The sequence below is a fragment of the Streptomyces sp. NPDC033966 genome (assembly GCF_055575955.1).
On the sequence record NZ_JBVIRQ010000006.1, the window covers coordinates 518058 to 542317 of the forward strand.

Annotated in this window: 19 protein-coding genes and 1 other RNA gene; 11 read left to right on the forward strand and 9 right to left on the reverse strand. The window is 73.2% G+C overall.

The features are described 5' to 3' along the window. Positions 1–489, forward strand: a 489-nt coding sequence (locus ACZ518_RS20585) for an SH3 domain-containing protein (RefSeq protein ID WP_469114401.1), incomplete at its 5' end; no start/stop codon positions are given. 70 nt (positions 490–559) lie between these two features. Here ACZ518_RS20585 and ssrA read toward each other — a convergent pair. The 5 genes from ssrA to ftsE form a co-directional block, all read right to left on the reverse strand. After that, positions 560–949: a transfer-messenger RNA gene (ssrA, locus tag ACZ518_RS20590) on the reverse strand. Positions 950–1051: 102 nt separating this feature from the next. Then, on the reverse strand, positions 1052–1537 hold the full coding sequence (smpB, locus tag ACZ518_RS20595; RefSeq protein WP_469114402.1) for an SsrA-binding protein SmpB: 486 nt from the start codon (positions 1535–1537) through the stop codon (positions 1052–1054). 18 nt (positions 1538–1555) lie between these two features. After that, positions 1556–2764: a S41 family peptidase gene (locus ACZ518_RS20600; RefSeq protein ID WP_469114403.1), complete on the reverse strand. Its 1209-nt coding sequence runs from the start codon at positions 2762–2764 to the stop codon at positions 1556–1558. 67 nt (positions 2765–2831) lie between these two features. Next, complete coding sequence (ftsX, locus tag ACZ518_RS20605) at positions 2832–3821, reverse strand: permease-like cell division protein FtsX (protein ID WP_469114404.1); 990 nt, start codon at positions 3819–3821, stop codon at positions 2832–2834. Positions 3822–3838: 17 nt separating this feature from the next. Then, entirely contained in the window at positions 3839–4528 is a 690-nt protein-coding gene (ftsE, locus tag ACZ518_RS20610; protein ID WP_007264414.1) for a cell division ATP-binding protein FtsE, read from the reverse strand. A 228-nt stretch (positions 4529–4756) separates the two neighbouring features. On the opposite strand from ftsE, the gene ACZ518_RS20615 reads away from it, so the two are divergent. Continuing rightward, the gene (locus tag ACZ518_RS20615) at positions 4757–4945 is read left to right on the forward strand and encodes a hypothetical protein (protein WP_007264415.1); all 189 of its coding nucleotides are present in this window, start codon (positions 4757–4759) and stop codon (positions 4943–4945) included. Between the two features lie 119 nt (positions 4946–5064). On the opposite strand, the gene prfB is transcribed toward ACZ518_RS20615, so the two are convergent. Then, positions 5065–6174 carry a peptide chain release factor 2 gene (gene prfB / locus ACZ518_RS20620; RefSeq protein ID WP_469114405.1) on the reverse strand — a complete coding sequence of 370 codons (1110 nt, stop codon included), beginning with the start codon at positions 6172–6174 and terminating at the stop codon, positions 5065–5067. Between the two features lie 315 nt (positions 6175–6489). Between prfB and ACZ518_RS20625 the strand changes: the two genes are divergently transcribed. Beyond that, positions 6490–7542, forward strand: coding sequence for an isopenicillin N synthase family dioxygenase (locus ACZ518_RS20625; protein WP_469114406.1), 1053 nt, complete (start codon positions 6490–6492; stop codon positions 7540–7542). An 18-nt stretch (positions 7543–7560) separates the two neighbouring features. Here the strand turns inward: ACZ518_RS20625 and ACZ518_RS20630 are convergent, their stop codons facing one another. Together ACZ518_RS20630 and ACZ518_RS20635 are read right to left on the reverse strand one after the other, a co-directional pair. Beyond that, positions 7561–8826 carry a serine/threonine-protein kinase gene (locus ACZ518_RS20630; RefSeq protein WP_469114407.1) on the reverse strand — a complete coding sequence of 422 codons (1266 nt, stop codon included), beginning with the start codon at positions 8824–8826 and terminating at the stop codon, positions 7561–7563. A gap of 181 nt (positions 8827–9007) precedes the next feature. Continuing rightward, on the reverse strand, positions 9008–10786 hold the full coding sequence (locus ACZ518_RS20635) for a serine/threonine-protein kinase (protein ID WP_469114408.1): 1779 nt from the start codon (positions 10784–10786) through the stop codon (positions 9008–9010). A 450-nt stretch (positions 10787–11236) separates the two neighbouring features. Here ACZ518_RS20635 and ACZ518_RS20640 point away from each other — a divergent pair, with 450 nt between their 5' ends. The 6 genes from ACZ518_RS20640 (at position 11237) to ACZ518_RS20665 (ending at position 21718) form a co-directional block, all read left to right on the forward strand. Continuing rightward, positions 11237–14233 carry an FtsK/SpoIIIE domain-containing protein gene (locus tag ACZ518_RS20640; protein WP_469114409.1) on the forward strand — a complete coding sequence of 999 codons (2997 nt, stop codon included), beginning with the start codon at positions 11237–11239 and terminating at the stop codon, positions 14231–14233. 102 nt (positions 14234–14335) lie between these two features. Further along, positions 14336–15721: an ABC transporter substrate-binding protein gene (locus tag ACZ518_RS20645; protein ID WP_469114410.1), complete on the forward strand. Its 1386-nt coding sequence runs from the start codon at positions 14336–14338 to the stop codon at positions 15719–15721. Between the two features lie 2 nt (positions 15722–15723). Further along, positions 15724–17055 carry a carbohydrate ABC transporter permease gene (locus ACZ518_RS20650; RefSeq protein ID WP_469114411.1) on the forward strand — a complete coding sequence of 444 codons (1332 nt, stop codon included), beginning with the start codon at positions 15724–15726 and terminating at the stop codon, positions 17053–17055. Continuing rightward, positions 17052–17939: a carbohydrate ABC transporter permease gene (locus ACZ518_RS20655; protein WP_469114412.1), complete on the forward strand. Its 888-nt coding sequence runs from the start codon at positions 17052–17054 to the stop codon at positions 17937–17939. Before ACZ518_RS20650 ends, ACZ518_RS20655 begins: the two co-directional genes overlap by 4 nt. 134 nt (positions 17940–18073) lie before the next feature. Beyond that, positions 18074–20329 (forward strand): bifunctional glycosyltransferase/CDP-glycerol:glycerophosphate glycerophosphotransferase, encoded by a 2256-nt coding sequence (locus ACZ518_RS20660; protein ID WP_469114413.1) that lies wholly within the window; start codon positions 18074–18076, stop codon positions 20327–20329. A 195-nt stretch (positions 20330–20524) separates the two neighbouring features. Beyond that, the gene (locus ACZ518_RS20665; protein WP_469114414.1) at positions 20525–21718 is read left to right on the forward strand and encodes a hypothetical protein; all 1194 of its coding nucleotides are present in this window, start codon (positions 20525–20527) and stop codon (positions 21716–21718) included. Positions 21719–21761: 43 nt separating this feature from the next. Here the strand turns inward: ACZ518_RS20665 and ACZ518_RS20670 are convergent, their stop codons facing one another. Continuing rightward, a complete protein-coding gene (locus ACZ518_RS20670) occupies positions 21762–22394 on the reverse strand; it encodes a TetR/AcrR family transcriptional regulator (RefSeq protein WP_469114415.1) in 633 nt (210 codons plus the stop codon). 134 nt (positions 22395–22528) lie between these two features. On the opposite strand from ACZ518_RS20670, the gene ACZ518_RS20675 reads away from it, so the two are divergent. After that, positions 22529–23428, forward strand: coding sequence for an ABC transporter permease (locus ACZ518_RS20675; protein ID WP_469114416.1), 900 nt, complete (start codon positions 22529–22531; stop codon positions 23426–23428). Next, positions 23421–24197, forward strand: coding sequence for an ABC transporter ATP-binding protein (locus ACZ518_RS20680; RefSeq protein WP_469114417.1), 777 nt, complete (start codon positions 23421–23423; stop codon positions 24195–24197). The genes ACZ518_RS20675 and ACZ518_RS20680 overlap by 8 nt, the downstream gene beginning before the upstream one ends. Positions 24198–24260 lie beyond the last annotated feature (63 nt).

Consider the following 24260-nt stretch of genomic DNA (forward strand, 5'->3'; position numbering starts at 1 on the left):
GGAGAGAAGGGCGAGAAGGGCGACCCCGGCAAGAACGGCAAGGACGGCCGGCGCGGCCCCCGCGGCCACGACGGCAAGAACGGCGCCACCGGCCCGCAGGGCCCCCAGGGCCTCCCCGGCCCGAGGGGCGAGAAGGGCGAGAAGGGCGACCCCGGCAAGGACGGCAAGCCCGGCGGCACCTGCAAGAAGTGCGGCGACCACCACGGCAAGGACGACCACCACGGCAAGGGCGGCAAGGACGACCACAAGGCCACCTCGAAGGCCCGCGTCATCCCCTCCGGCCACGGCCGCGGCCTCGGCATCCGCTCCGGCCCCGGCACGGGCTACCGCAAGACCGGCAAGATCGCGGCCAACACGGTCGTGGCGGTCCAGTGCAAGGTCAACGGCCAGACCGTGGGCGACAACTCGATCTGGTACAAGCTCGCCGACGGCCGCGGCTGGATCGCCGCCCGCTACGCCCTGAACCTCAACAAGATCCCGTACTGCTGACGGAACCCCCCACCCGGCATGACGAAGGCCCCGCAGCCAGCCGGCTGCGGGGCCTTCGCCCACATGGGATGAGTGGAGATGGCGGGAATCGAACCCGCGTCCAACGGTGCAGAAGCAGGGCTTCTCCGAGCGCAGTCCGCTGCGATTTTCTCGGCCCCGGAGATCACACGGACAAGTCTCCGACGGGCTCAGTCACTGTTTGGTTTCCCTCCAACCCCCGTGACCGGGGCTAGAGGTTTAAGATCCCTAGTTGACGCCAGGATCCGGACCGGGACCACTTCCGGGCTGACGCTCCTCACAGAGGCTTCAGCTCACTGTTATTAGGCAGCGAGGGTGAAGCGGGAGTTATCGCTCTTGGAGTTGGCGATTATTTTTTGCGACATGTGGTTAGCGAGATCATTGCCGCTTCCTCGGCTCGCTTCCCCTGCATCGACAGCCGCTGTCGAAACCGATCATCCCCATGTTTCACGCTTTTGAATTATGTACTACACACGGTGCCCCCACCGCGAGCGGCGGGTGCTGACGCCATGGTACGCGAAGTGGACCACCACGTGCCAGGAGATTAAACCGTGCCCCGCTGCTTGCGCCGGACCGCCGAGATCGCCCGCTGCGTCTCGCGCGTGTCCTGCTTCTCGCGCAGGGTCTGGCGCTTGTCGAACTCCTTCTTGCCCTTCGCCAGCGCGATCTCGACCTTCGCGCGGCCGTCCTTGAAGTACAGGGACAGCGGGACGACCGTGTGGCCCGACTCCTCCGCCTTGCGCTCCAGCTTGTCGATCTCCTCGCGGTGCATGAGGAGCTTGCGCTTGCGGCGGGCGCTGTGGTTGGTCCAGGTGCCCTGGCTGTACTCCGGGACGTGCACGTTGTACATCCAGACCTCGCGGCCCTCCACCGACACGAAGCCGTCCACCAGCGAGGCCCGGCCCTGACGCAGGGACTTGACCTCGGTGCCGGTCAGGACGATCCCGCACTCGTAGGTGTCGATGATCGCGTAGTCGTGCCGCGCCTTCTTGTTCTGGGCGATCAGCTTGCGCCCTTTTTCCTTAGCCATAGTGCGGTCATTTTCGCACTACGACCCCACCCCTAGGCCACCCAATACCGTGCGCGCCCGCTCCTCCGCCCCGTCGCCGGCCGCCAGGTCCGGGGTGATGCCCCCGCCGTCGAGGCTGCGGCCCGCCGGGGTGCGGTACGTGCCCACCGTCAGCTCCGCCACCGCCCCGCCCGGGAGCTCGGTCGGCATCTGCACCGAACCCTTCCCGAAGGTGCGGGTGCCCACCGTCACGGCGCGGCCCCGGTCCTGGAGGGCGCCGGTGACCAGCTCGGCCGCGCTCATCGTGCCGCCGTCGACGAGGGCCACCAGGGGGCGGGCGGTGTCCCCGCCCGGGTCCGCGTAGAGGGCGTGCTCGGAGCCGCGTACGTCGTACGTCGCCACGAGCCCGCCGTCCAGGAACGCGGAGGCCGCGGCCACCGCCTCGGTGACCAGCCCGCCCGGGTTGCCGCGCAGGTCCAGCATGACCCCGCCGCCGGGCGGGGCCTCGCGCACGGCCGTCCTGACGCGCTCCCCGGAGCCCCGGGTGAAGGAGGCCACCTTGATCACGGTGATGCCGCCCGCGAGGCGGCGTACGGTCACCGGCTCGGTACGCAGCTGCGCGCGCCGGACGGTCACGGTGCGGTCGGCGGCGCCGTCCCGGCTGAGGCCGAGCACCACCGGGGTGCCGGCTTCCCCGCGCAGCAGCGCCACCACGTCGGCCACCGCCAGCCCGGTCACGCTCCGGGCGTCCACGCTCAGCAGCCGGTCCCCGGCGCGCAGGCCGGCCCGCTCGGCGGGGCTGTCCGGCTGGACCCGGTCGACCTCGATCCGGCCGTCGCGGCGGAGTCCTGCCCAGAGCCCGACCCCGGTCCAGCGGCCGTCGAGTTCCTCGGCGAAGGCGGCGTACTCGCCCCGGTCGTAGACGGTGCCCCAGCGGTCGCCGCTGCGGCTGACGACCTCCTGGGCGGCCTTCTTGCCCGACTTCCCCTCGGCGACGGCCTCGGCGGCGGCCCGGGCGACGGCCTCCCGGTCGGCCGTCCCGGAGCCGGATCCGGGGCCCGGCCCCGGGGAGAAGAGTTCCGGTACAGGGCCGCCGGCGAGGTAGGCGCGGCTGGTGTCGTCCGTCTCGTGCGGGGACCAGCACCCCGTGCCCGCGGCGGTGCCCACGCAGACGAGGAAGACCAGCGTCAGAACGGCCCCGCGACGCAGGTCGCGGGGCCGGAGACAGAGGGCGGGCAGACCCGGCATGCCGCCGAGTCTAGGACAAGCCCCGCCGCGGCAAGCCTGGTTGACCACAGAGCGCAGGAGGCGCTCGTCATACCTTCAGGTACTTGCGCAGCGCGACGAACGCGGCCAGGGAGGGCATCAGCAGACCGATGACCAGCACCAGCGGCAGCTTGGTGAGGACCGCGTCCCAGCCGATGAAGTTGATCAGCTGGAGCTTGTCGCGGAGCGCGATGCCGTGGTCGATCACGAAGTACTGGCCGGTGCCGAGCATCGCGCAGGCGAAGACGGCGCCGATGAGGCCGGCCACGGCCGCCTCCATGATGAACGGCACCTGGATGTAGAAGCCGGACGCTCCCACCAGCCGCATGATGCCGGTCTCCCGCCGACGGCTGAACGCCGAGACGCGCACCGTGTTGACGATCAGCAGCAGGGCCACGATCAGCATGACGAGCATGATGCCGAGGGCCGCCCAGTTGAGGGTGCCGAGCAGGGCGAAGAGGTTGTCGAGCTCGGTGGACTGGTCGGCGACCGACTGGACGCCGTCGCGCCCGGCGAAGGCGGAGGTGATGACGTCGTACTTCTCCGGGTTCTTCAGCTTGACCCGGAAGGAGTCGGGCATCTGGTCGGGGGTGACGACGGACGCCAGGGCCGTGTGGCCGAAGCGCTCCTTGTAGTGCTTGTAGGCCTCGTCCGAGGACTCGTACATGACGGTCTGGACGAGGTCCATCTTCTTCAGCTCGGACTCGATGCCCGTCTTCTGCTCGGGGGTGACCGCCCCCTTGGAGCAGGGCCGGCCGCTGCCCGCGGAGGCGCCGGCGGAGGCTGCCGGCGCTCCGGCGGCGGCGCCGGGGGCGGCGGCGCCGGCCGCGTCCAGGGCGTCGTTCTTCGTGCAGAGGTAGACGGTGACGTTGACCTTGTCGTACCAGTACCCCTTCATGGCGCTGACCTGGTCGCGCATGAGCAGGGAGCCGCCGAACAGGGCCAGGGACAGGGCCACGGAGATGATGACCGCGAAGGTCATGGTGAGATTGCGGCGGAGGCCGACGCCGATCTCCGACATGACGAACTGGGCGCGCATGACGTCTCAGGGGCCTTTCAGTGCTGGTAGCCGTAGACGCCGCGCGACTGGTCGCGCACGAGCCGGCCCTGTTCTAGTTCGATGACGCGCTTGCGCATCTGGTCCACGATCTGCTGGTCGTGCGTGGCCATGATGACGGTGGTGCCGGTCCGGTTGATCCGGTCCAGGAGCTTCATGATGCCGACGGAGGTCTGCGGGTCGAGGTTGCCCGTCGGCTCGTCGGCGATCAGCAGGGCGGGGCGGTTGACGAAGGCGCGGGCGATGGCGACGCGCTGCTGCTCGCCGCCGGACAGCTCACCGGGCATCCGCCCCTCCTTGCCGCCCAGGCCCACCAGCTCCAGGACCTGCGGTACGGCCTTGCGGATCTCGCCGCGCGGTTTGCCGATGACCTCCTGGGCGAAGGCGACGTTCTCGGCGACCGTCTTGTTGGGCAGCAGGCGGAAGTCCTGGAAGACGGTCCCCAGCTGGCGCCGCATGTGCGGGACCTTCCAGTTGGAGAGCTTCGCGAGGTCCTTGCCGAGGACGTGCACCTGGCCGTGGGTGGCCCGTTCCTCGCGCAGGACGAGCCGCAGGAAGGTGGACTTGCCGGAGCCGGAGGAGCCGACCAGGAAGACGAACTCGCCCTTGGCGATGTCGAGGGAGACATCTCTGAGTGCGGGCCGGTTCTGCTTCGGGTAGGACTTGGAGACGTTGTCGAATCGGATCACGGGAGCACCACGGTCGCCGGGAGTAGGTGACCGTGACCATACGCGACCGGACGCCGGGTGGGGACCCGGCATCCGGAGTTGCCCGATATATCCCCGGGTGCAGGAGGAGCCGGACCGTGATTGCCCGGACGGGCCGCGCCGAATGTCGGCGGAGCTGGCACAGTGGTAGGGGGAACGGACCGCGTCCCCGTGCCGTTGACCATGACGAGGGGACGAGAGGAGGAGCGCATGACATATGACCGGCTCGTGTGCGCGAACTGCGCCGCACCCGTCAGCCAGGGCCGCTGCCCGGTGTGCCGGGCGAACCGGGAGCGCCTCCAGCAGGAGGGCCCCTTCGCCGGGCTGAATCCGGCGACGCTCATCGCGCTTCTGGTGGTGCTGGTGGCCGCGCTGGCGCTGGTGGCACGGACCGCGTAGGCCGCGTCGCGTCCCGATCAGCAGGCATCACCGTGTGATCGCGTGGATCACACGTAATGGGGAAGGGCCCGGACACCACCTGGTGTCCGGGCCCTTCCTCGTGCTCGTGTGCTCACGCGTTACGCGGTCTGCTCCTGCTGCTTGCGCCAGCGGATGCCGGCCTCGAGGAAGCCGTCGATCTCGCCGTCGAGGACCGCCTGCGGGTTGCCGACCTCGAACTCCGTCCGCAGGTCCTTGACCATCTGGTACGGGTGCAGGACGTAGGACCGCATCTGGTTGCCCCAGGAGCTGCCGCCGTCCTTGAGGGCGTCCATCCTGGCCTGCTCCTCCTGGCGGCGGCGCTCCAGCAGCTTGGCCTGGAGCACGTTCATCGCGCTGGCCTTGTTCTGGATCTGCGAGCGCTCGTTCTGGCAGGAGACGACGATGCCGGTCGGGATGTGCGTGATGCGCACGGCCGAGTCGGTCGTGTTGACGCCCTGGCCGCCGGGGCCGGAGGCGCGGTACACGTCGATGCGCAGCTCGGACTCGTCGATCTCGACGTGGTCGCTGGTCTCGACGACCGGCAGCACCTCGACGCCCGCGAAGGAGGTCTGGCGGCGGCCCTGGTTGTCGAAGGGGGAGATGCGCACCAGGCGGTGGGTGCCCTGCTCGACGGAGAGGGTGCCGTAGGCGTACGGGGCCTTGACGACGAAGGTGGTCGACTTGATGCCGGCCTCTTCCGCGTACGAGGTCTCGTAGATCTCCGTCGGGTAGCCGTGGCGCTCCGCCCAGCGCAGGTACATGCGCTGGAGGCGCTCGGCGAAGTCGGAGGCGTCGACGCCGCCGGCCTCGGCGCGGATGTTGACCAGGGCCTCGCGCTCGGCGTACTCGCCGGAGAGCAGGGTCCGGACCTCCATCTCGTCCAGCGCCTTGCGCACGGACGTCAGCTCGGCCTCGGCCTCGGCGAGGGTGTCCGCGTCGTCCATCTCCTGGGCGAGCTCGAACAGCACCGCGAGGTCGTCGATGCGGCCGCGCAGGGTCTCGGCCTTGCGGACCTCGGCCTGGAGGTGCGAAAGCTTGCTCGTGATCTTCTGGGCGGCGTCCGGGTCGTCCCACAGGGACGGCGCGGCGGCCTGCTCCTCGAGCACGGCGATATCTGCCCTCAGCTTGTCGAGGTCCAGGACGGCCTCGATCGACCCCATGGTCGAGGAGAGGGACTTCAGCTCTTCGGAAACATCGACGACTGCCACGGGTCAAGCCTAGCCGGTCCTCGGACGGCGCTGTCCGGGCAGGCCGGATCGGACCGTACAGAGGAGCGCCGATACGGGCGTACGCTCCTCGTATGACCGTTCTACTCGTGAAGCGCCGCCATGTGGACCACATGCGTGTGACCACGACGAGCTGTCTGCCGCCGGACCCAGCACAAGCCTGATCACCCCCGATCCGACTTCGGTCCTGCACGCGGCCACGCCGCCCCGGCGCCATCCCTGCCGGAGGCGGGCTCCCTCCGCACGCCCCGCCATCTCTGGGGCACAGGACCCTGTGACATCCGAAACGGAGCCGTCATGCCGTCCGCGCACCCCTCTTCTCCTTCCTCCTACGCCGCCTCCTCCGCCGCCCCGTCCGCACCCGCCCTCGCCGTCATCGACCTCTCGCGGGCGGACGATCCCGCAGAGCGCGCCGACTTCCTGAAGCAGCTGCACGCCGCGGCCCGGGACACCGGCTTCCTGTACCTGACCGGGCACGGCATATCCGAGGCGGAAACCGCCCGCATCCTGGAGCTGACCAGGGCTTTCTTCGCGCTCCCGGAGGCCGACCGGCTGGCCGTGAGCAATCTGAACTCCCCGCACTTCCGCGGCTACACCCGCATCGGCCACGAGCTGACCGGCGGAGCCTCCGACTGGCGGGACCAGCTGGACGTGGGCGCGGAGCGGCCCGCGCCGGTACTGGGGCCGGAGGACCCCGCGTACCTGTGGCTGGAGGGCCCCAACCAGTGGCCGGCGGCGCTGCCGGAGCTGAAGGAGGCGGTGCTGGGCTGGCAGGAGCGGCTGGCCGCGGTGGCGCACCGGCTGCTCCGGGAGCTGCTGGCCTCGATCGGCGCCCCCGCGGACTTCTTCGACGCGGCCTTCGCGGACCGCCCCCACCTGCACACGAAGCTGATCCGCTACCCCGGGTCCGCCCCGTCGGGCGCCGACCAGGGCGTCGGCGCGCACAAGGACTACGGCTTCCTGACGCTGCTGCTCCAGGACTCGGTGGGCGGGCTCCAGGTCGTCCGGGACGGCGGCTACGTCGACATCGAGCCACGGCCGGGGGCGTTCGTGGTGAACCTGGGCGAGCTGCTGGAGATCGCCACCGAGGGGTACCTGCGGGCCACCGACCACCGGGTGGTCAGCCCTCCGGGGGCGGTGGAGCGGTTCTCGGTGCCGTTCTTCTACAACCCGAGGCTGGACGCGGTCGTGGAGACCGTCCCCGGGGACTACCTGCGCTCGGCGCCGGGCGTGGCGCACGACGCCTCGAACCCGCTGCACGCCGAGTACGGCCGCAACGAGCTCAAGGGCTGGGTCCGCGCCCACCCGGAGGTCGCCCGCCGCTGGCACCCGGACCTCACCGCGGTGTAGTCCGGGGCGCCCGGCGGCCTACCTGGGCTGGGACGGGGCCGACTGCCGGCCCTTGCCGTCGCGCGGCGGGGGTGCCGGGTCGTCGCCGGAGACGGCGATCCAGCTGCCCAGGCCCACCGCCGCCACCAGGGCCAGCGCCGACGCGGAGAGCACGAGGCGCCGCTTGCGTTCGGCTTCGGCGCGGTGCCGGGCGGAGCCGGGCCGGTGCCCGCCGGCCGGGCGGGGGACGCGGGCGGTGCCCAGTGCCCCGCCCGCCAGCTCGTCCGGGCCCGGGACCCGCATGGAGGTGTGGGTGTCCCGGTTGGAGTCGGTGGCGGAGCCGGGCACCAGCGGTACCACGCCCCGCCTGCGCACCGGGTCGGCGGCGGCGTCGGGCTCCCGTTCCGGCTCGGGCTCGGGGTCGGCGTCGTCCGGCTCGTCCACGTCGAGCGGCGGCATCCCGGCCAGCAGCGGCAGCAGTTCGCGCAGCCGGACGGACAGCTCGGAGGCGCGCAGCCGGGAGGCGGGGGCCTTGGCCAGGCACTGGACCATCAGCTGCCACAGCTCGTCGGGGATGCCCGGGAGCGGGACCACGGTCTCGGTGACGTGCCGGCGCAGCACCGCGCCGGGGTGGCCGCCGCCGAAGGGGGTGAAGCCGGCCAGCAGCTCGTACAGCACCGTGGCCAGGGCGTATATGTCGACGGCCGCCCTCGGCGGCAGGCCCTCCACTATCTCCGGGGCCAGGTAGTCGGGGGTCCCGATGATCCGGGTCGTGGGGGCGGTGCTGCGGCCGCCGGCGGCCCGGCGCGGGGAGTCGATGAGCTTGGCGACGCCGAAGTCGGTGAGCAGCGCGGGGTGCGCGCCGCCTGGGCCGAGCGGTCCCTGCATGTCGAGCAGGACGTTCTCCGGCTTGACGTCCCGGTGGACGACGCCGGCCGCGTGGGCGGCGGCCAGCGCGTCGGCGACGTCCGCGACGATGGCCACGGCCGCCTCGGGGGCGAGCCGGCGCTCGCGGTCGAGGCGGGTGCGCAGGTCCGTTCCGCGTACGAGGTCCATGACGAGGGCGAGGTCGTTGCCGTCGACGACGAGGTCGCGTACGGAGACGATGTGGGGGTGCTCCAGTCCGAGGAGCGCGCTGCGTTCCTGGACGAAGCGTCCGACCAGTTCCTGGTCGGAGGCGAGGTCTTCGCGCAGGAGTTTGACGGCGACGGGGCCGTCCGGGCCTTCGCCGAGCCACACCGTGCCCGCGCTGCCGCGCCCCAGGATCTGGTGGGCGGTGTACCGGCTGCCGATCTTCCGTGCCACGACTGCTCCCTCAGCGGCTGGCGTAACGGACCAAAACTACGCGGCCGAGTGGGTGTTGGGGTCGCCGGATCGCGGCGACCTTCACTTCTGCGGGCGAAATCACGTCCTGGATGTCGACAAATCCACAAGGTCGGCGCTACGGGAGGCTCCGGAGGGCCCTCGGGGGCCCTCCGGCGGAGGTTCAGGAGCCGCTGCCGCTGCTTCCGGCGGTGTCCCCGACGGAGCCGATGAAGTCGACGATGTCGGTGCCCCAGCTCCAGACCTGGTCCCACCAGCCCTTGCCGGTGCCGATCCATTCCTGGAGCGGGGTGAGCTCCCAGACCAGCCAGCCGCCCACGAAGAGCAGCAGGATCAGCACCAGGCAGCCCTTGAGGCAGCCCAGGCCCGGGATCCAGACCGGGTTGGCGCTGCGGCGGCGCGGCTCGCGCGGCGGCCGGGGCTCGCGCGGGGGCGGCTGCGGCCGGCGCTGCTGCGGCGCGGGAGGCGGCTGCGGCGGCTGCTGCTGGGGCGGCGGCTGGGGCTGGCGGTACTGCGGCTGCTGCTGGGGCGGCTGCGGCTGCTGGTACTGCTGGGGCTGGTAGTGCTGCGGCGGCTGCTGCGCGTACTGCTGCGGCGGGGGCTGCGGCTGGTACTGCTGCTGCGGGGGCGGCGGCGGAGCCTGGCGGTACTGCTGCTGCTGCCGGGGCGGCTGCTGCGGGGGCGGCGGCATCTGCGGGGCCGGGCGCTGGGGGCGGCGGCGCAGGGGGTCCTCGGAGGGGTCGAGGTAGTGCATCTGCGTCTGCTCGTTGCGGTCGCGCGCGGCCCGCATCTGCGACTGCCACGGGTGCGGGGCGTCGGGCTGCTGCACCGGGGGCATGACGGAGGTCGGGTCGGGCGCGCCGCCGGAGGCGCCGGGGGTGGCCGGCAGCACGGTGGTGGCGTCGGCCCCGCCGACCGGCGGGAGCACGCTCGTCATGGCGTTCGGGTCGTACGCGTTCGGGTCGTACGCCTCGGCCTGCGCGGTCGCGGCGGAGCCGGGAGCCACGGGGGCGCCGGGGACCGGGGCGGGCGAGGGGTCGGGCGCGAGCAGGGCGGCGACGCCGAGGGCGGCCTCGACCTCGTCGGGCGAGGAGTGGACGCGGATGCCGGCGGCGACCACGCGCAGGCCGCGGGCCAGGCTCTCGGCACTGGGGCGCTCGTCGGGCTCCTTGCGCAGGCAGTGCTCGATGACGATCCACAGCGCCTCGGGCACGGAGGGGGGCCGCTGCGGCTCCTCGCTGAGGTGGCGGTGGAGGACTTCGAGCGCGGTGCCTCCGGCGAACGGCGGGCGGCCGGTGACCAGCTCGTAGAGGAGGATGCCGGCGCCGTAGATGTCGACGGCGGAGGTCTGCGGGCGGCCCTCGGCGGACTCGGGGGCCACGTAGGCGGGGGTGCCGACGAACTCGTGGGTGCGGGTCAGGCCCGGGGAGTCGGCCAGGCGCGCGATGCCGAAGTCGGTGAGCATCGGCTTCATCTGGCCGTTGGTCTCGTCGAGCAGCACGTTGGCGGGCTTCAGGTCGCGGTGGACCACGCCGTCGGCGTGGCTGGCGGCGAGCGCGTCCGCGATCTGGGCGGTCAGCAGGCTCGCGGCGACCGGGCTGAAGGGGCCGTTCTGCCGGATGTACTTGTGCAGGTCCGGGCCGTCGATGAGGTCCATGACCAGGGCGAGCAGGTCGCCCTCGACGACGAGGTCGCGGGTGCGCACGATGTTGGGGTGCGTCAGGCGCAGCAGGACGGAGCGTTCACGCAGGAAGCGCATGACGATGTCCGCGTCCTGGGCCAGCTCCTCCTTGAGGACCTTGATGGCCACGGTCTCGCCGGGCTGGCCAGCGACGGCGGCTTCCGCGCCGGCGGTCTCCCGCTGGCGGGCGCGCCAGACGGTGCCCGTGGCGCCGCGTCCGAGCGGCTCCTCGAGCAGGTACTTGCTGCCGACTGGCCGCACGTCTCGCGCTCCCTGCTGTCGTCTTTCCGGCTGATTCCGCCGAGTGGGTTTCCGGCCCAACTCTAGGGGGTGTCCCGATGGAAGACGCGGGTCGACGGAGGTTGGTTGCCGCACATATGTGCGAAGGGTGAGTTTTGCGGGGTATGCCGGGGGCTCATTTCCCCGGTTTTCCCCCGACGGGGTGGCCGCATTCGTACCGGTGGGTGAACCGCGCCACCCGAATCCAAGATCATTTATTGGCGGGTGCCGGGCGTGTTGCGGGCGACAGGTGCGAGGATGCACCCGTACGGAACGGCCGGGACGGGAGCCCCGCCTTCCGGCAGACCTGAACGGACGAGGCGTCCGTGCCGGGCGGGGGGTCGATCGGGCGGGGCAGCTGCCGCCGTCCCCCTGCCGGGCGCACGCACGCACCGCGCACTGCGCTCCGCGCAGAAGGGACCGCTGACGGCGATGCAGATCCGGCTGACCGTCCTCGGGTCGCGCAGCGGCCACCAGGCCGCCACCGCGCCCGCCGGCTGTGACGTGCTCGTCACCGCGCCCGCCGGGACCGCGCTGGCCGCGGTCGCCTCCGGACTCGCCGCGGCCGCGGGCGGCCCCGACACCGGCGGCACCACCGTGCTGTACGCCGGTTCGCGCCGCCTCGACCCGCAGCGCGCCGTACTCGGCGAACCGCCCCTGGTGGACGGCGCGGTGCTGCACCTGCACGTCCCCGGACCGGACACAGCCGCCGTCCCGGCCGCGGACGGCCCGGCCACCCCGCAGCTGCACGTGGTGGCCGGACCCGACGCGGGCGGGGTCCACCTGCTGCACGCCGGGTCGGTGCGGATCGGGCGCTCGGCGGACGCCGACGTACCGCTCGACGACCCGGACGTGTCGCGGCTGCACTGCGCGGTGACCGTGCTGGCGGACGGCCGGGTCACGGTCGCCGACCTCGGCTCGACGAACGGCACCACGCTGGACGGCGCCGACGTCGGGGCCGCGTCGGTCCCGCTGGCGCCCGGCGCGCTGCTGCGGATCGGCGAGTCCACGCTCCGGCTCGCCCCGGCCGGCGGCGAACGGCCGCTGGCGGTGGTCCCGGACCTGGAGGGCCACCTCGGCCTGCCGGCCGCCTCCGGCAATGGCACGGGGGCCGACGGCGCCTCCGGCGGAACGCAGCCGGGCGCGGGCCCGCGTACCCCCGGCGGCCGTACCGGCCCGCAGGCCCCGGCAGCCGGCCCGCACCCCGCCCCGGAGCTCGGCCGGGAGACCCCCCGCCCCGACACCCCCCGCCCCGCGCCCGCCGCCGGGCCCGAGGCGTACCCCGGCACCGACCCGGACGGCGGAGCCAGGCCGCGCCGCCGCGGCGGGATCGGCGCGTGGGCCCGCAAGTGGGTACGCGGCGACGAGGACGCCCCCGGGCAGCCGGCCGGGCCCGAGGCGCCCGCGCAGGCCGCTCCGGACGAGGACGACCCCGCGGCGCTGCTGCTGGCGGCGCTCGGACCCACCGGACGGCTGTGGTCGCGCGGGGCCGGGCACCCCCGGTTCCTGGAGGCGGGGCTCGGTGCGGGCAGCCGGGCCGCGTTCCCCGAATGCGGCTCGCTCGGCATCGCCGGACCCCGGGCCCGGCTGACGGGGCTGGCCCGGTCGGTGGTCGCCCAGCTCGCGGGACTGCACTCGCCGACCCGGCTGGAGATCGTCCTGCTGGCCGCCGACCGCGCCCGGCCCGTGGCGGAGCGCCGCCGCGACTGGGGCTGGCTCGGCTGGCTGCCCCACGTCCGGCCCGCGCACGGCCAGGACTGCCGGCTGCTGCTGGCCTACGACCGCGACCAGGCGGCCGCCCGCACCGCCGAACTGACCCGGCGGCTGGAGGACGGCCCGCTCGGCACCAACTGGGCGGCCGCCGACCCGGCGGCGCTGCGGCAGGCCGCCGCCGCGTACGAGGGCCCGCGCACGCTCGTGGTCCTGGACGGCGACCCGGACAGCGCGCCGCTGCGCGACCTCACCGGACGTCTCGCCTCGCACGGGGCCGCGGCCGGCATCCACCTCCTGGTCCTCGCGGAGACCCCGGCCGCCACCGCCGCCTCCCCGGTCGCGGCTACGTACGAGTCGGCCTGCGCCGCCACCCCGGCGTTCCGCGACTGCGGCCGGATCGCCCTGCTCAGCGGCGATGTGGCCACGGCCGTACGCAGCTTCGCGGTCAGCGGCGGACGCCCCGTCCCCGCCGGCCGCACGGCGGTGGCCGACGGCGTCTCGGCGGCCTGGGCGGAGCGGTTCGCCCGGGCCCTGGCCCCGCTGCGCGCGGACGGCGCCCAGCCCGGCGGCGGCGCGTCCCGCCCGGCCGCGGCCACCCTCCCGGCGGCGTCCCGGCTGCTGGACGAGCTGGGGCTGGCCCGTGCCACCCCGGCCTCCCTGATGGCCCGCTGGGCCGAGGCCACCGATCAGGGCCAGGGCGTCGGCGGCCTCGCGGAGATCGTCCTCGGCTCCGGCCGGCGCGGGCCCGTCGGCGCCGAGCTGGTCCACGACGGCCCGCACCTGCTCGTGCAGGGTCCCGCCGGGAGCGGCCGGACGGAGCTGCTGCGCTCCATCGCCGCCTCCCTGGCCGCCGCGGCCCGCCCCGACCGCCTCGGCCTGCTCCTCCTCGACGGCGCCGGCGGCGAGCGCGGCGACGGCCTCCTGCCGTGCACGGAGCTCCCGCACGTGTCGGCCCACCTCGTGGCCTCCGACCCGCTGCGCATGCGCGAGTTCGCGCAGGCCCTGGGCGCCGAGCTCAAGCGCCGCCACGAGCTGCTGGACGGCGTCCCCTTCACCGAGTGGCACGCCCGCCGCGAGCTGTCCGACCGGATGGTCTCGCCCCGCCGGCCGGCCCCCGGCGAGCTGAACGGGGACCTCGACTCCCCGCGCACCGGCACCCTGCGGCTGCGCGCCGCCGCCACCCGCACGGAGCCGGCGGCCGGGCCGACCCCGCTGCCCCGGCTGGTGGTGCTGGTGGACGACTTCGACGCGCTGGTGGCCCCGGCCCTGGGCAGCCCGGGCCGGCCGGCCGCCGGTTCGGTGGTGCGGATCCTGGAGGGGGTCGCCCGGGAGGGCACCCGGCTGGGCGTGCACCTGGTGGTGGCCAGCGCCCGCCCGGAGCGGACCGCCGAGACCGAGCCGGCCCGGCTGGCGACGCTGCGGGTCGAGCTGGACGCGCCCGACCAGCCGGGGCCGGGCCGGGGGCGGCTGCTGTACGCCGACGGCCGTGCGGTGCCGTTCCAGACGGGCCGCGTAACCGGCCGGATCCCGCGCACGGCGACCCTGAGGCCGACCGTGGTGCCGGTGGAGTGGGAGCGGATGGGCGATCCGCCGGCCCGCCGCCCGGTGCGCGAGCTGGGCAACGGGCCGACCGACCTCGCGCTGCTGGCCAGCGCCCTCGACCGGGCCTCCCACCTGGTCTCGGCGATACCGGTGCCGTTCCCGCAGACCCCCTGACCCGTCCCGGCTCTCCGGCGCGCGCTATTGCGGGGGTGCGCGGGTCGGCGTAGACCTTGTGGCACGCGGCACACCACGGGCACGACGGCATCGGGGGCGACCATGCGGACACAGCACGGAACCGGCCACACGAAACGTACGGCGGCCAGACTCTGGGCGGCACTGGCCGCGGCGGGCGCGCTCGCGCTCACCGCCTGCGGCGGCGGGGGCGGTGACGGCGGCGGCACGGGCGGGTCCACGCCGTCCGGGCAGCAGAACGCGCACACCGTCGATTTACCGGAACTGCCCGGCGAGAAGCTGGAGGTCGCCGCGGTCTGGACGGGGCCCGAGCAGGCGAACTTCACGAAGGTGCTGAAGGAGTTCGAGAAGCGGACGGGCGCGAGCGTCACCTTCGTCCCGGCGCAGGACCCCATCGTCACCTTCCTCGGCACCAAGGTCGCGGGCGGCCAGCCGCCGGACGTGGCGCTCCTCCCCCAGGTCGGGGCGCTGGCGGCGGCGGTGCAGAACAAGTGGGCGCAGCCGGTGGGCCCGGAGGCCCGGGCGCAGCTGGAGAAGAACTACTCGCCGGGCTGGCGGAAGCTGGGCGCGGTGGACGGCACCCAGTACGGCGTCTACTACAAGGCGGCCAACAAGTCGCTGGTCTGGTACAACGCGAAGGCCTTCGAGGCGGCGGGCGTGAAGCCCCCGGCGACCTGGAAGGACTTCCTGTCGGTCGCCGACACGCTCTCCGCGTCCGGCACCGCGCCGGTGTCGGTGGCGGGCGCGGACGGCTGGACCCTCACGGACTGGTTCGAGAACGTCTACCTCTCGCAGGCGGGTCCGGAGAAGTACGACCGGCTGGCCCGGCACGAGATCAAGTGGACGGACGACAGCGTCAAGCAGGCGCTGACCACCCTGGGGCAGCTGTTCGGCCGCAAGGACTTCCTGGCGGGCGGCCCGGCCGGGGCGCTGGCGACGGAGTTCCCGAAGTCGGTGACGCAGACCTTCACGGGCGGGGACCGGCCTGCGGCGGCGATGGTCTTCGAGGGCGACTTCGTGGCCGTGAACATCGCGCAGACCAAGGCGAAGGTGGGCGAGGACGCCCTGGTCTTCCCCTTCCCGGCGGTGGGTGCGAAGGCGCCGGTGGTGTCGGGCGGCGACGTGGCGGTGGCGCTGAAGCCGGGCAAGGGCGCGCAGGCGCTGCTGACGTTCCTGGCGTCGGCGGACGCGGCGGCGATCCAGGCCCGGGAGGGCGGGTTCGTCTCGCCGAACAAGGCGGTGGACTTCGCCGCGTACCCGAACGACATCCAGCGGGGCATCGCGAAGGCGCTGATCGCGGCGGGCGACGACTTCCGCTTCGACATGTCCGACCAGGCTCCGGCGGCCTTCGGCGGGACGCCGGGCACCGGCGAGTGGAAGGCGCTCCAGGACTTCCTGGCGAACCCGTCGGACCTGGCGGGGATCCAGGAGAGGCTGGAGGCGGAAGCGGCCAAGGCGTACGGGAACTAGCCGTGGCGGCGACGGCCAGGGCCGGGGCCCGGCCCCGGGCCCAACGCAAGGACGTGACGCGCCGGCGGCTGGTCGCGGCGGTGTTCCTGCTGCCCGCCCTGGTGCTGCTGGGCGCGCTCGTGGTGCAGCCCATCGGCTACTCCCTCTACCGCAGCCTCTTCGACCGCTCCGGCGACACCTTCGTCGGGGCGGGCAACTACCGGCAGATCCTGAGCGATCCGGTGATCCGCACGGCGCTGCGGAACACGGCGGTGTGGGTGGTGTTCGCCCCGGCGACGGCGACCGCGCTGGGGCTGGTCTTCGCGGTGCTGACGGAGCGGGTGCGCTGGGGGACCGCGTTCAAGCTGCTGGTGTTCATGCCGATGGCGATCTCGATGCTGGCGGCGGGCATCATCTTCCGGCTCGTCTACGACCACGACCCGCACCGGGGCGTGGCCAACGCGGTGTGGGTCGGGGTGCACGACACCTTCGCGGAGTCCTCCGCCTTCCCGGGGGCCCGTCCGGGCCGGGACTCCCCGCTGGAGCCCGCCGCCGGCGGCGCCCTGGTGACGCGGGGCACGGTCCGGGCGGGCGAGCCGGTGCTGCTCCCGCTGGTCGGGGTGGCGCCGGAGGCCCTGCCCCCGGGGACCCGTACGGCGGGCAGGGCCGGGGCGGTGCCGGGGAAGGTGACCGGCACCGTCTGGCAGGACTTCACCCGGGGCGGCGGCGGGCTGCCGAACGTGGTCGACGCGGCGGAGTCGGGCCTGTCCGGGATGCGGGTGCAGGCGGTGAAGGACGGCCGGGTGGTGGCCTCGGCGACGGCCGGCCCCGACGGCACCTTCACGCTGCCCGCGGAGGCGGACGGGGCGCGGCTGCGGCTGCCGGAGTCGAACTTCCGGGCGGCGTACGCGGGGGTGGAGTGGCTCGGCCCGGTGCTGGTGACCCCGGCGGTGATCGGGGCGTACGTGTGGATGTGGGCCGGGTTCGCGATGGTGCTGATCGGGGCGGGGCTGGCGGCCGTGCCGCGCGAGCTGCTGGAGGCGGCGCGGGTGGACGGGGCCGGGGAGTGGCAGGTGTTCCGCCGGATCACGGTGCCGCTGCTGGCGCCGGTGCTGGTGGTGGTCCTGGTGACGCTGGTCATCAACGTGATGAAGGTGTTCGACCTGGTGTTCGTGATCGCGCCGGGCGCGGTGCAGGACGACGCGAACGTGCTCGCGCTCCAGCTGTACCGGACGTCCTTCGGGACGGACGCCGATCCGGGGCTCGGCAGCGCCATCGCGGTGCTGCTGCTGGTGCTGGTGGTGCCGGTGATGCTGGTGAACATCCGCCGGATGCGGAAGGAGGCCTCCCGATGAGCACTCCGTCGAGCACTCCGCCGGGCACCCCGCCGAGGACTCCGCCGGGTGTCCTGCGGCGCCTGGCGGGGAGCGTGCTGCTGCGCGCCTTCCTGGTCCTGGCCGGGCTGTTCTGGCTGCTGCCCACGCTCGGGCTGCTGGTGTCCTCCCTCCTCTCCCCGGACGACCTGAACCGCGGTGGCTGGTGGCAGGTGCTGACCGAGCCCTCGCGGCTGACCGCGTCCAACTACGCGCACCTGCTGGAGAACGACACCATCACCGGCTCGCTGCTGAACACGGTGGCGATCGCCGTCCCGGCGACGCTTCTCGTCCTCACCCTCGGCGCGTTCGCCGGATACGCCTTCGCCTGGCTGGAGTTCCCGGGCCGGGACTGGCTGTTCCTGGTCGTGGTGGGGCTGCTGGTGGTCCCCGTGCAGGTGGCGCTGATCCCGGTGTCGGAACTCTTCGGCTCCATCGGCCTGTTCGAGACCACGGCGGGGGTGGTCCTGTTCCACACCGCCTTCGGGCTGCCCTTCGCGGTGTTCCTGCTCCGGAACTTCTTCGCGGAGATCCCGCGCGAGCTGCTGGAGGCGGCCCGGCTCGACGGGGCGGGCGAACTGCGGCTGTTCGCGCGGGTGGTGCTGCCGCTGGGCGGTCCTGCGATCGCCTCGCTCGGCATCTTCCAGTTCCTGTGGGTGTGGAACGACATGCTGGTGGCGCTGGTCTTCGCCGACTCGGCGCACCCGCCGGTCACGGTGGCGCTCCAGCAGCAGGTGCGGCAGTTCGGGAACAACATCGACGTGCTGGCGCCCGGCGCGTTCCTGTCGATCGTGGTGCCGCTGCTGGTCTTCTTCGCCTTCCAGCGGCAGTTCGCCACGGGGGTGATGGCCGGCGCCGTGAAGTAACCCACGGCCACCGGAACGGCCGGGTCCGACATGGGGTGTTGACGCTGCGTAACCCGAATGCCACACGCAGCGTAACCCGATCGCCGAGCCCGCGGTTCCTGGGCAATATGCCCGCGCCGACCCCTGGATGTGCCGTGCCCCGGTTCAGCGTCATCGTGCCCGCGTACAAGGTTCAGGCGTACCTCCAGGAGAGCCTGGACTCGGTCCTGTCCCAGTCGTACCCGGATCTGGAACTGATCGCGGTCGACGACGCCTCCCCGGACGCCTGCGGTTCGATCATCGACGAGTACGCGGCCCGCGACCCCCGGGTCACCGCGGTGCACCTGGCGCACAACCTGGGCCTGGGCCCGGCCCGCAACGCGGGTCTGGCCCGGGCCACCGGCGACTACCTGCTCTTCCTCGACGGCGACGACACCCTCACCCCCGGCGCCCTCCAGGCGATCACCGACCGGCTCAAGGCCACCGGCTCCCCCGACGTCCTGGTCTACGACTACGCGCGCGCCTTCTGGACCGGCGAGACCGTCCGCAACCGGCTCGCGCACCGGCTGTCCGAGGAGGGCCCGGCCAGCTTCCGGCTCGCCGACCGCCCGGCCCTGCTCGGCATGCTGATGGTGGTGTGGAACAAGGCGTACCGCCGCGAGTACGTGGAGCGCGAGGGCCTGGAGTTCCCGCCCGGCCTCTACGAGGACACCCCCTGGACCTACCCGGCGCTGCTGGCCGCCGAGTCCGTGGCCGTCCTCGACCGGGTCTGCGTCCACTACCGCCAGCGCCGCACGGGCTCGATCCTGACCACCACCAGCCGGCGCCACCTCGACGTCTTCGACCAGTACGACCGGGTCTTCGGCCACCTCGCCGCCCGTCCCGAGCTGGACCGCTGGCGCCCCGCGGTGCACCGGCGGATGGCCGAGCACTTCTGCGCCGTGTACGCGGACCCGCGCCGCCTCCCGCGCGCCGCCCGCGCCGAGTTCTTCGCGCGGGCCTCGGCCCTGCTGCGCCGCCACCGCGTCCCGGGCGGCCCCGGGTCCCTGCCGCTGTCGCTGTCCCGCACGGACCGGCTCCGGCACACCCTGATGCGGCTGGGCCTCCGGCGCGCCTACGGGCTGGCCTCGGCCGTCCGCGCGGGCGCCCTGGCCGCGGGCCGCGCCGGCTCGGCGGTGTGGCGGGGGCTGCGCGAGAGCACCCTGCGGCTGCACTACCGCGTCCAGCGGCTGCTCCCGCTGCGGCCCGAGCTGGCGGTGTTCTCCGCGTACTGGCACGGCGGCTACGCCTGCAACCCGGCGGCGATCGAGGCGAAGCTGCGCGAGCTGGCCCCGCGCATGCGCACGGCGTGGATCTGCGACCCCCGCCACGCCCCGACCCTGCCGCCCGAGACCACCCTGCTGCGGCCGGGCTCGGCCGCGTACTGGAGCGCCCTGGCCCGCGCCGGGTACCTGACGACGAACGTCAACTTCGACCGTGCCCTCGTCAAGCGGCCCGGCCAGATCCTGCTCCAGACGCAGCACGGCACGCCGCTCAAGCGGGTCGGCCTCGACCTCCAGGACCGTCCGGCGGCCACCCCGACCACGGACTTCGAGGGGCTGCTGCGGGGCGCCGACCAGTGGGACTACCTGCTCTCCTCCAACCGCCACTCCACCCTCGTGTGGGAGAAGGCCGTGCCCGCCTCCTACACCACCCTGGAGTACGGCTACCCCCGCAACGACCCCTTCCACCGGGCCGGCCAGGAGGAGGTGCTGGCCCTGCGCGAGCGCCTGGGCATCGCCCCGGGCACCACCGCGATCCTGTACGCCCCGACCCACCGCGACTACCGGCGCAGCCGGCCCGAGCACCTGGACTTCGAGCGGGTCCTGCGGGACCTGGGCCCGCGCTTCACGATCCTCACCCGCGCCCACCTGACGTACGCGGGCACCGAGTCCGCCCGGGACCCGCACCCGAGGCTGCTGGACGTCTCCGCCCACCCGTCGGTGGAAGAGCTGTGCCTCGCCTCGGACGCGCTGGTCACGGACTACTCGTCCCTGATGTTCGACTACGCGTCCCTGGACCGGCCGATCGTGATCCACGCGGACGACTGGGAGGCGTACGAGGCCGCCCGCGGCACCTACTTCGACCTGCGCTCCTGTCCCCCGGGCGCGATCGCCCGCACGGAGGACGAGTTGGTGGACATCTTCGCCACCGGCCACTGGCGGGGCTCCCGCTCGGCCCAGCTGCGCGCCGCGTTCCGCTCGCGCTTCTGCTCGTACGACGACGGCCACGCGGCCGAGCGCGTGGTCCGCCACGTCTTCCTGGGCCAGCCCACCCCGGTCCCGGCGATCACCCCCCTGGAGGACCGCCGCCCCGCCCCCGCGGCCTCGGCCCCGGACCTGACCCCCCTCGCGGCGGGCCTCTGGCCGTAGGCGGGCCCTTCCGATCATCCGACCACTTCGGCCGTGCGGGCTAGCGGGGAAAACCACAGGCGTGGACTTCGTGGTGCGGTGCGGCCGGACGCCGGGTTTCCCCCCGGATCGACCGGTATCAACCCACATGTCATCCAGGCGCGGCCCGGCCTGTCCGGCCGAGGCGGCCCCTGGGCAACAGTGGAAGGAAAGCCCATGAAGCTGCGCCTCCTCCTCGCCTGCTCCGCCACGGTGGCGAGCCTCGGACTGTGCGCCACGGCCACCCCGGTCCTGGCCGCACCGGCCCAGGCCGCGCCGTTGAACGTGACGGTGGGGTGCGCCGACACCGCGGCGCTCATCGCCGCGGTCCAACAGCTGAACGCGAATCCCGACGGCGGCACGATCCATCTCGCCGAACGGTGCGCCTACCCCTTCGCCGACGACTTCGCGAACAGCGGAAACGCACTGCCGGCCATCACCGGCAAGGTCACCATCAAGGGGGACGACTCCACGCTCATCCGGTCCGAAGGGGGCACGCTGTTCCGGCTGGTCCAAGTGGCCGCGTCAGGAACGCTCACGCTGCGGGGGCTCACCCTGACAGGTGGCCACGTCCCCAGCGACGGCGGCGGCGTCCTCAACCTGGGGGGCACCCTGCGCGTGGAGAAGAGCACGGTGGCCGGCAACCGGGCCAACGTGTCCGGCGGCGGCATCGCCAACCTGAGCGGCGGCAGGGCCACCCTGGTGAACAGCTACGTGCAGGCCAACACGGTCACGCAATCCAGCTCTTCGGACGCGGTCGGCGGCGGCATCATCAACGAGCGATCGACCCTCACCCTCGTCAAGACCACCGTGTCGGGCAACTCGGCGGATCAGAACGGTGGCGGCATCATCAATGTGGGGACGCTGGACGTCAAGGACAGCCGCATCGAGAACAACGTGGCCAGGACGGGCAGCGGAGGCGGGATCTACAACGGCTCCGAGGGCAACCCGGGCAACGCGGTCATCAAGGACACGAAGATCATCGAGAACTGGGCCGGCCGGAACGGCGGCGGCATCCAGAACAACCCCACGGGGACCCTGGAGGTCCACGGCGGCGAGATCCGCCACAACAAGGCCGGCCACGACGGCGGCGGTCTGAACAACTACGGCCGGGCCACCCTGTCGAAGACCAAGGTCCTCAAGAACCAGGCCGGCGACGACGGCGGCGGCATCAACAACGAGCCGGTGTTCAACTCCCCCGCCCCGGTGCTGAAGCTCAAGCACGCGGTCATCAAGCAGAACCGGGCCGGCGACGACGGCGGCGGCGTCAACAACGTGGCCCCCGCCGTCGTGGAGAACGAGAAGAGCGAGATCACCAGGAACAGGCCCACCAACTGCGCGGGCAACGTGCCGAACTGCGACAACCACTGACCCCCACCGGGCCCCGGGCTGACCGCCCGGGGCCCGGCGAGGACTATTGGCCGGCGCCCCGGTCCGCCCGCAGGCCGGCGACCGCCGAGCGGGCCAGCTCGTCCAGGAAGGCCGCGGGCGTGCCGTCGCCGACGACGACCTGGCGCCAGTACAGCGGGCCGATCGCCAGGTCGAGGGCATGGCCGGGGTCGGTACCGGGCGGGAGTTCGCCCCGGTTGACGGCCTCGGCCACGATGCCCTCGGCCATCCGCCGCTGCCCCTCGAGCAGCGCGCCGCGCACCGCGTCGGCGATCTCGGGGTTGCGGGAGGCCTCCACCAGCAGGTCCGGGATGACCGCGGACGCCACCGGGTGGCGCAGCACGTGGGACATGACCTCCAGCAGCGCGCGGACGTCCCCGTACAGGGAGCCCGTGGCGGGCACCGGCAGCCCGTCCGCGGCGAAGGCGCCGATCAGGTCGAGCACCAGGTGCAGCTTGGACTTCCAGCGGCGGTAGACCGCCGTCTTGCCGACCCCGGCCCGGCGCGCGATCGCCTCGATCGACATCCGGGAGAAGCCCACCGCGGCGAGCTCCTCCAGCACCGCCGCGCGGATCGCCTCGGTCACGTCCTCGCGCAGGACGGCGGCGCCCGCGGGGGCGCGGCGGGCGGGCGGGGCGGCGGCAGGCTCCTTGGTCATGGACAGAGCATAGCCGGGCACGACGCCACCCACCCGTCACGACGAGACGGTTGCGTTGCGACGTCCTGACGCCTAACCTCGCCCGTAGCGACGATACGGCCCCGTCCCGACGACGAAACCGGCGAGAGCGATCCATGACCACAACCCTGACCACACCGCCGGGGCGGCTCAGCCCCGCGGAGCTGGCGGCAGCCCACGGCCTGACCGTCAGCGGCGCCCGCCCCTCCCTGCCCCGCTACGTCGCGCAGCTGTGGAACCGGCGCCACTTCGTGACGGCGTACGCGACCGCCCGGATGCACGCCACGTACAGCACGGCCAAGCTGGGCCAGGTCTGGCACCTGATGACCCCGCTGCTCAACGCGGCCGTCTACTACTTCGTCTTCGGCATCGTCATGCACGCCAGCCACGGCGTCCCCGACTACGTGCCGTTCCTGATCACCGGCGTCTTCGTCTGGGACTTCATCGGCAGCTCCGTCAACGCCGGCACCCGCGCCGTCCACGGCAACCTCGGCCTGGTCCGTGCCCTGCACTTCCCCCGCGCCAGCCTGCCCATCTCCTCCGTGGTGCAGCTCTTCCAGCAGCTGCTCGTCACCATGGCGGCCCTGGTGGTGCTGCTGCTGGCCTTCGGCCAGACCCCCTCCCCCTCCTGGCTGATCGCCGTTCCGGCGCTCTTCCTGATGGCCGTCTTCTGCGCGGGCTGCGCGATGGTCATGGCCCGCATCGGCAGCAAGAACCCGGACGTCAGCCAGCTGATGCCGTTCGTGCTCCGCACCTGGATGTACTCGTCCGGCGTGATGTGGTCCATCGACACCATGCTCAAGACGGACGACCTGCCGCACTGGGTCTCGCTGCTGCTCAAGACCAACCCGGCGGCCGTCTACATCGACCTGATGCGCTTCGCGCTGATCGACAGCTTCAAGGCGGGCTCGCTCCCGCACCACGCGTGGCCGATCGCCATCGGCTGGGCGCTGCTCGCCGGCGTCGGCGGGTTCGTCTACTTCTGGAAGGCAGAGGAGGAGTACGGCCGTGGCTGACACCGACACGCGTGTCCCGACCGTCATCGCGGACGAGGTCCACGTCATCTACAAGGTGCACGGCGGGGGCCGCAAGGGCGGCGCCACCGCCGCGCTCAGCCGGATCTTCTCCCGCAAGCCCGCCCCCGGCGTCCGCGAGGTCCATGCCGTCAAGGGCGTCAGCTTCACCGCCCACAAGGGCGAGGCGATCGGCCTGATCGGCTCCAACGGCTCGGGCAAGTCCACCCTCCTCAAGGCCATCGCCGGGCTCCAGCCGGTGGCCCGGGGCGCGGTCTACTCGCACGGCCAGCCGTCCCTCCTCGGAGTGAACGCCGCCCTGATGAACGACCTCACCGGTGAGCGGAACGTCGTCCTCGGCGGGCTGGCGATGGGCATGACCAAACAGCAGATCCGCGAGCGCTACCAGGGCATCGTCGACTTCTCCGGCATCAACGAGAAGGGCGACTTCATCTCCCTGCCCATGCGCACGTACTCCTCCGGCATGGGCGCCCGGCTGAGGTTCTCCATCGCCGCCGCCAAGGACCACGACGTCCTGATGATCGACGAGGCCCTCGCCACCGGCGACGCCGCCTTCCAGCGCCGCAGCCAGGCCCGCATCGAAGAACTCCGCGCCCGGGCCGGCACCGTCTTCCTCGTCAGCCACTCCATCGGCACGGTCCGCGAGACCTGCGACCGGGCGATCTGGCTGGAGTCGGGCGTACTGCGCATGGACGGCCCCTCGAAGGAGGTCTGCGACGCCTACGAGGCCTTCACCTCGGGCAGGAAATAGCCGCACCCCAAGACACACGAACGGGCCGGGCCCGGAACCCCCAAGGGGTCCCGGGCCCGGCCC

What these genes read in the sequence shown, in the direction of transcription:
- smpB (WP_469114402.1), bottom strand. Translation starts at nt 1,537, where the DNA reads ATGGCTAAGGAAAAAGGGCGCAAGCTGATCGCCCAGAACAAGAAGGCG.
- ACZ518_RS20600 (WP_469114403.1), bottom strand. Translation starts at nt 2,764, where the DNA reads ATGCCGGGTCTGCCCGCCCTCTGTCTCCGGCCCCGCGACCTGCGTCGC.
- ftsX (WP_469114404.1), bottom strand. Translation starts at nt 3,821, where the DNA reads ATGCGCGCCCAGTTCGTCATGTCGGAGATCGGCGTCGGCCTCCGCCGC.
- ACZ518_RS20615 (WP_007264415.1), top strand. Translation starts at nt 4,757, where the DNA reads ATGACATATGACCGGCTCGTGTGCGCGAACTGCGCCGCACCCGTCAGC.
- ACZ518_RS20625 (WP_469114406.1), top strand. Translation starts at nt 6,490, where the DNA reads ATGCCGTCCGCGCACCCCTCTTCTCCTTCCTCCTACGCCGCCTCCTCC.
- ACZ518_RS20640 (WP_469114409.1), top strand. Translation starts at nt 11,237, where the DNA reads ATGCAGATCCGGCTGACCGTCCTCGGGTCGCGCAGCGGCCACCAGGCC.
- ACZ518_RS20645 (WP_469114410.1), top strand. Translation starts at nt 14,336, where the DNA reads ATGCGGACACAGCACGGAACCGGCCACACGAAACGTACGGCGGCCAGA.
- ACZ518_RS20655 (WP_469114412.1), top strand. Translation starts at nt 17,052, where the DNA reads ATGAGCACTCCGTCGAGCACTCCGCCGGGCACCCCGCCGAGGACTCCG.
- ACZ518_RS20665 (WP_469114414.1), top strand. Translation starts at nt 20,525, where the DNA reads ATGAAGCTGCGCCTCCTCCTCGCCTGCTCCGCCACGGTGGCGAGCCTC.
- ACZ518_RS20670 (WP_469114415.1), bottom strand. Translation starts at nt 22,394, where the DNA reads ATGACCAAGGAGCCTGCCGCCGCCCCGCCCGCCCGCCGCGCCCCCGCG.
- ACZ518_RS20675 (WP_469114416.1), top strand. Translation starts at nt 22,529, where the DNA reads ATGACCACAACCCTGACCACACCGCCGGGGCGGCTCAGCCCCGCGGAG.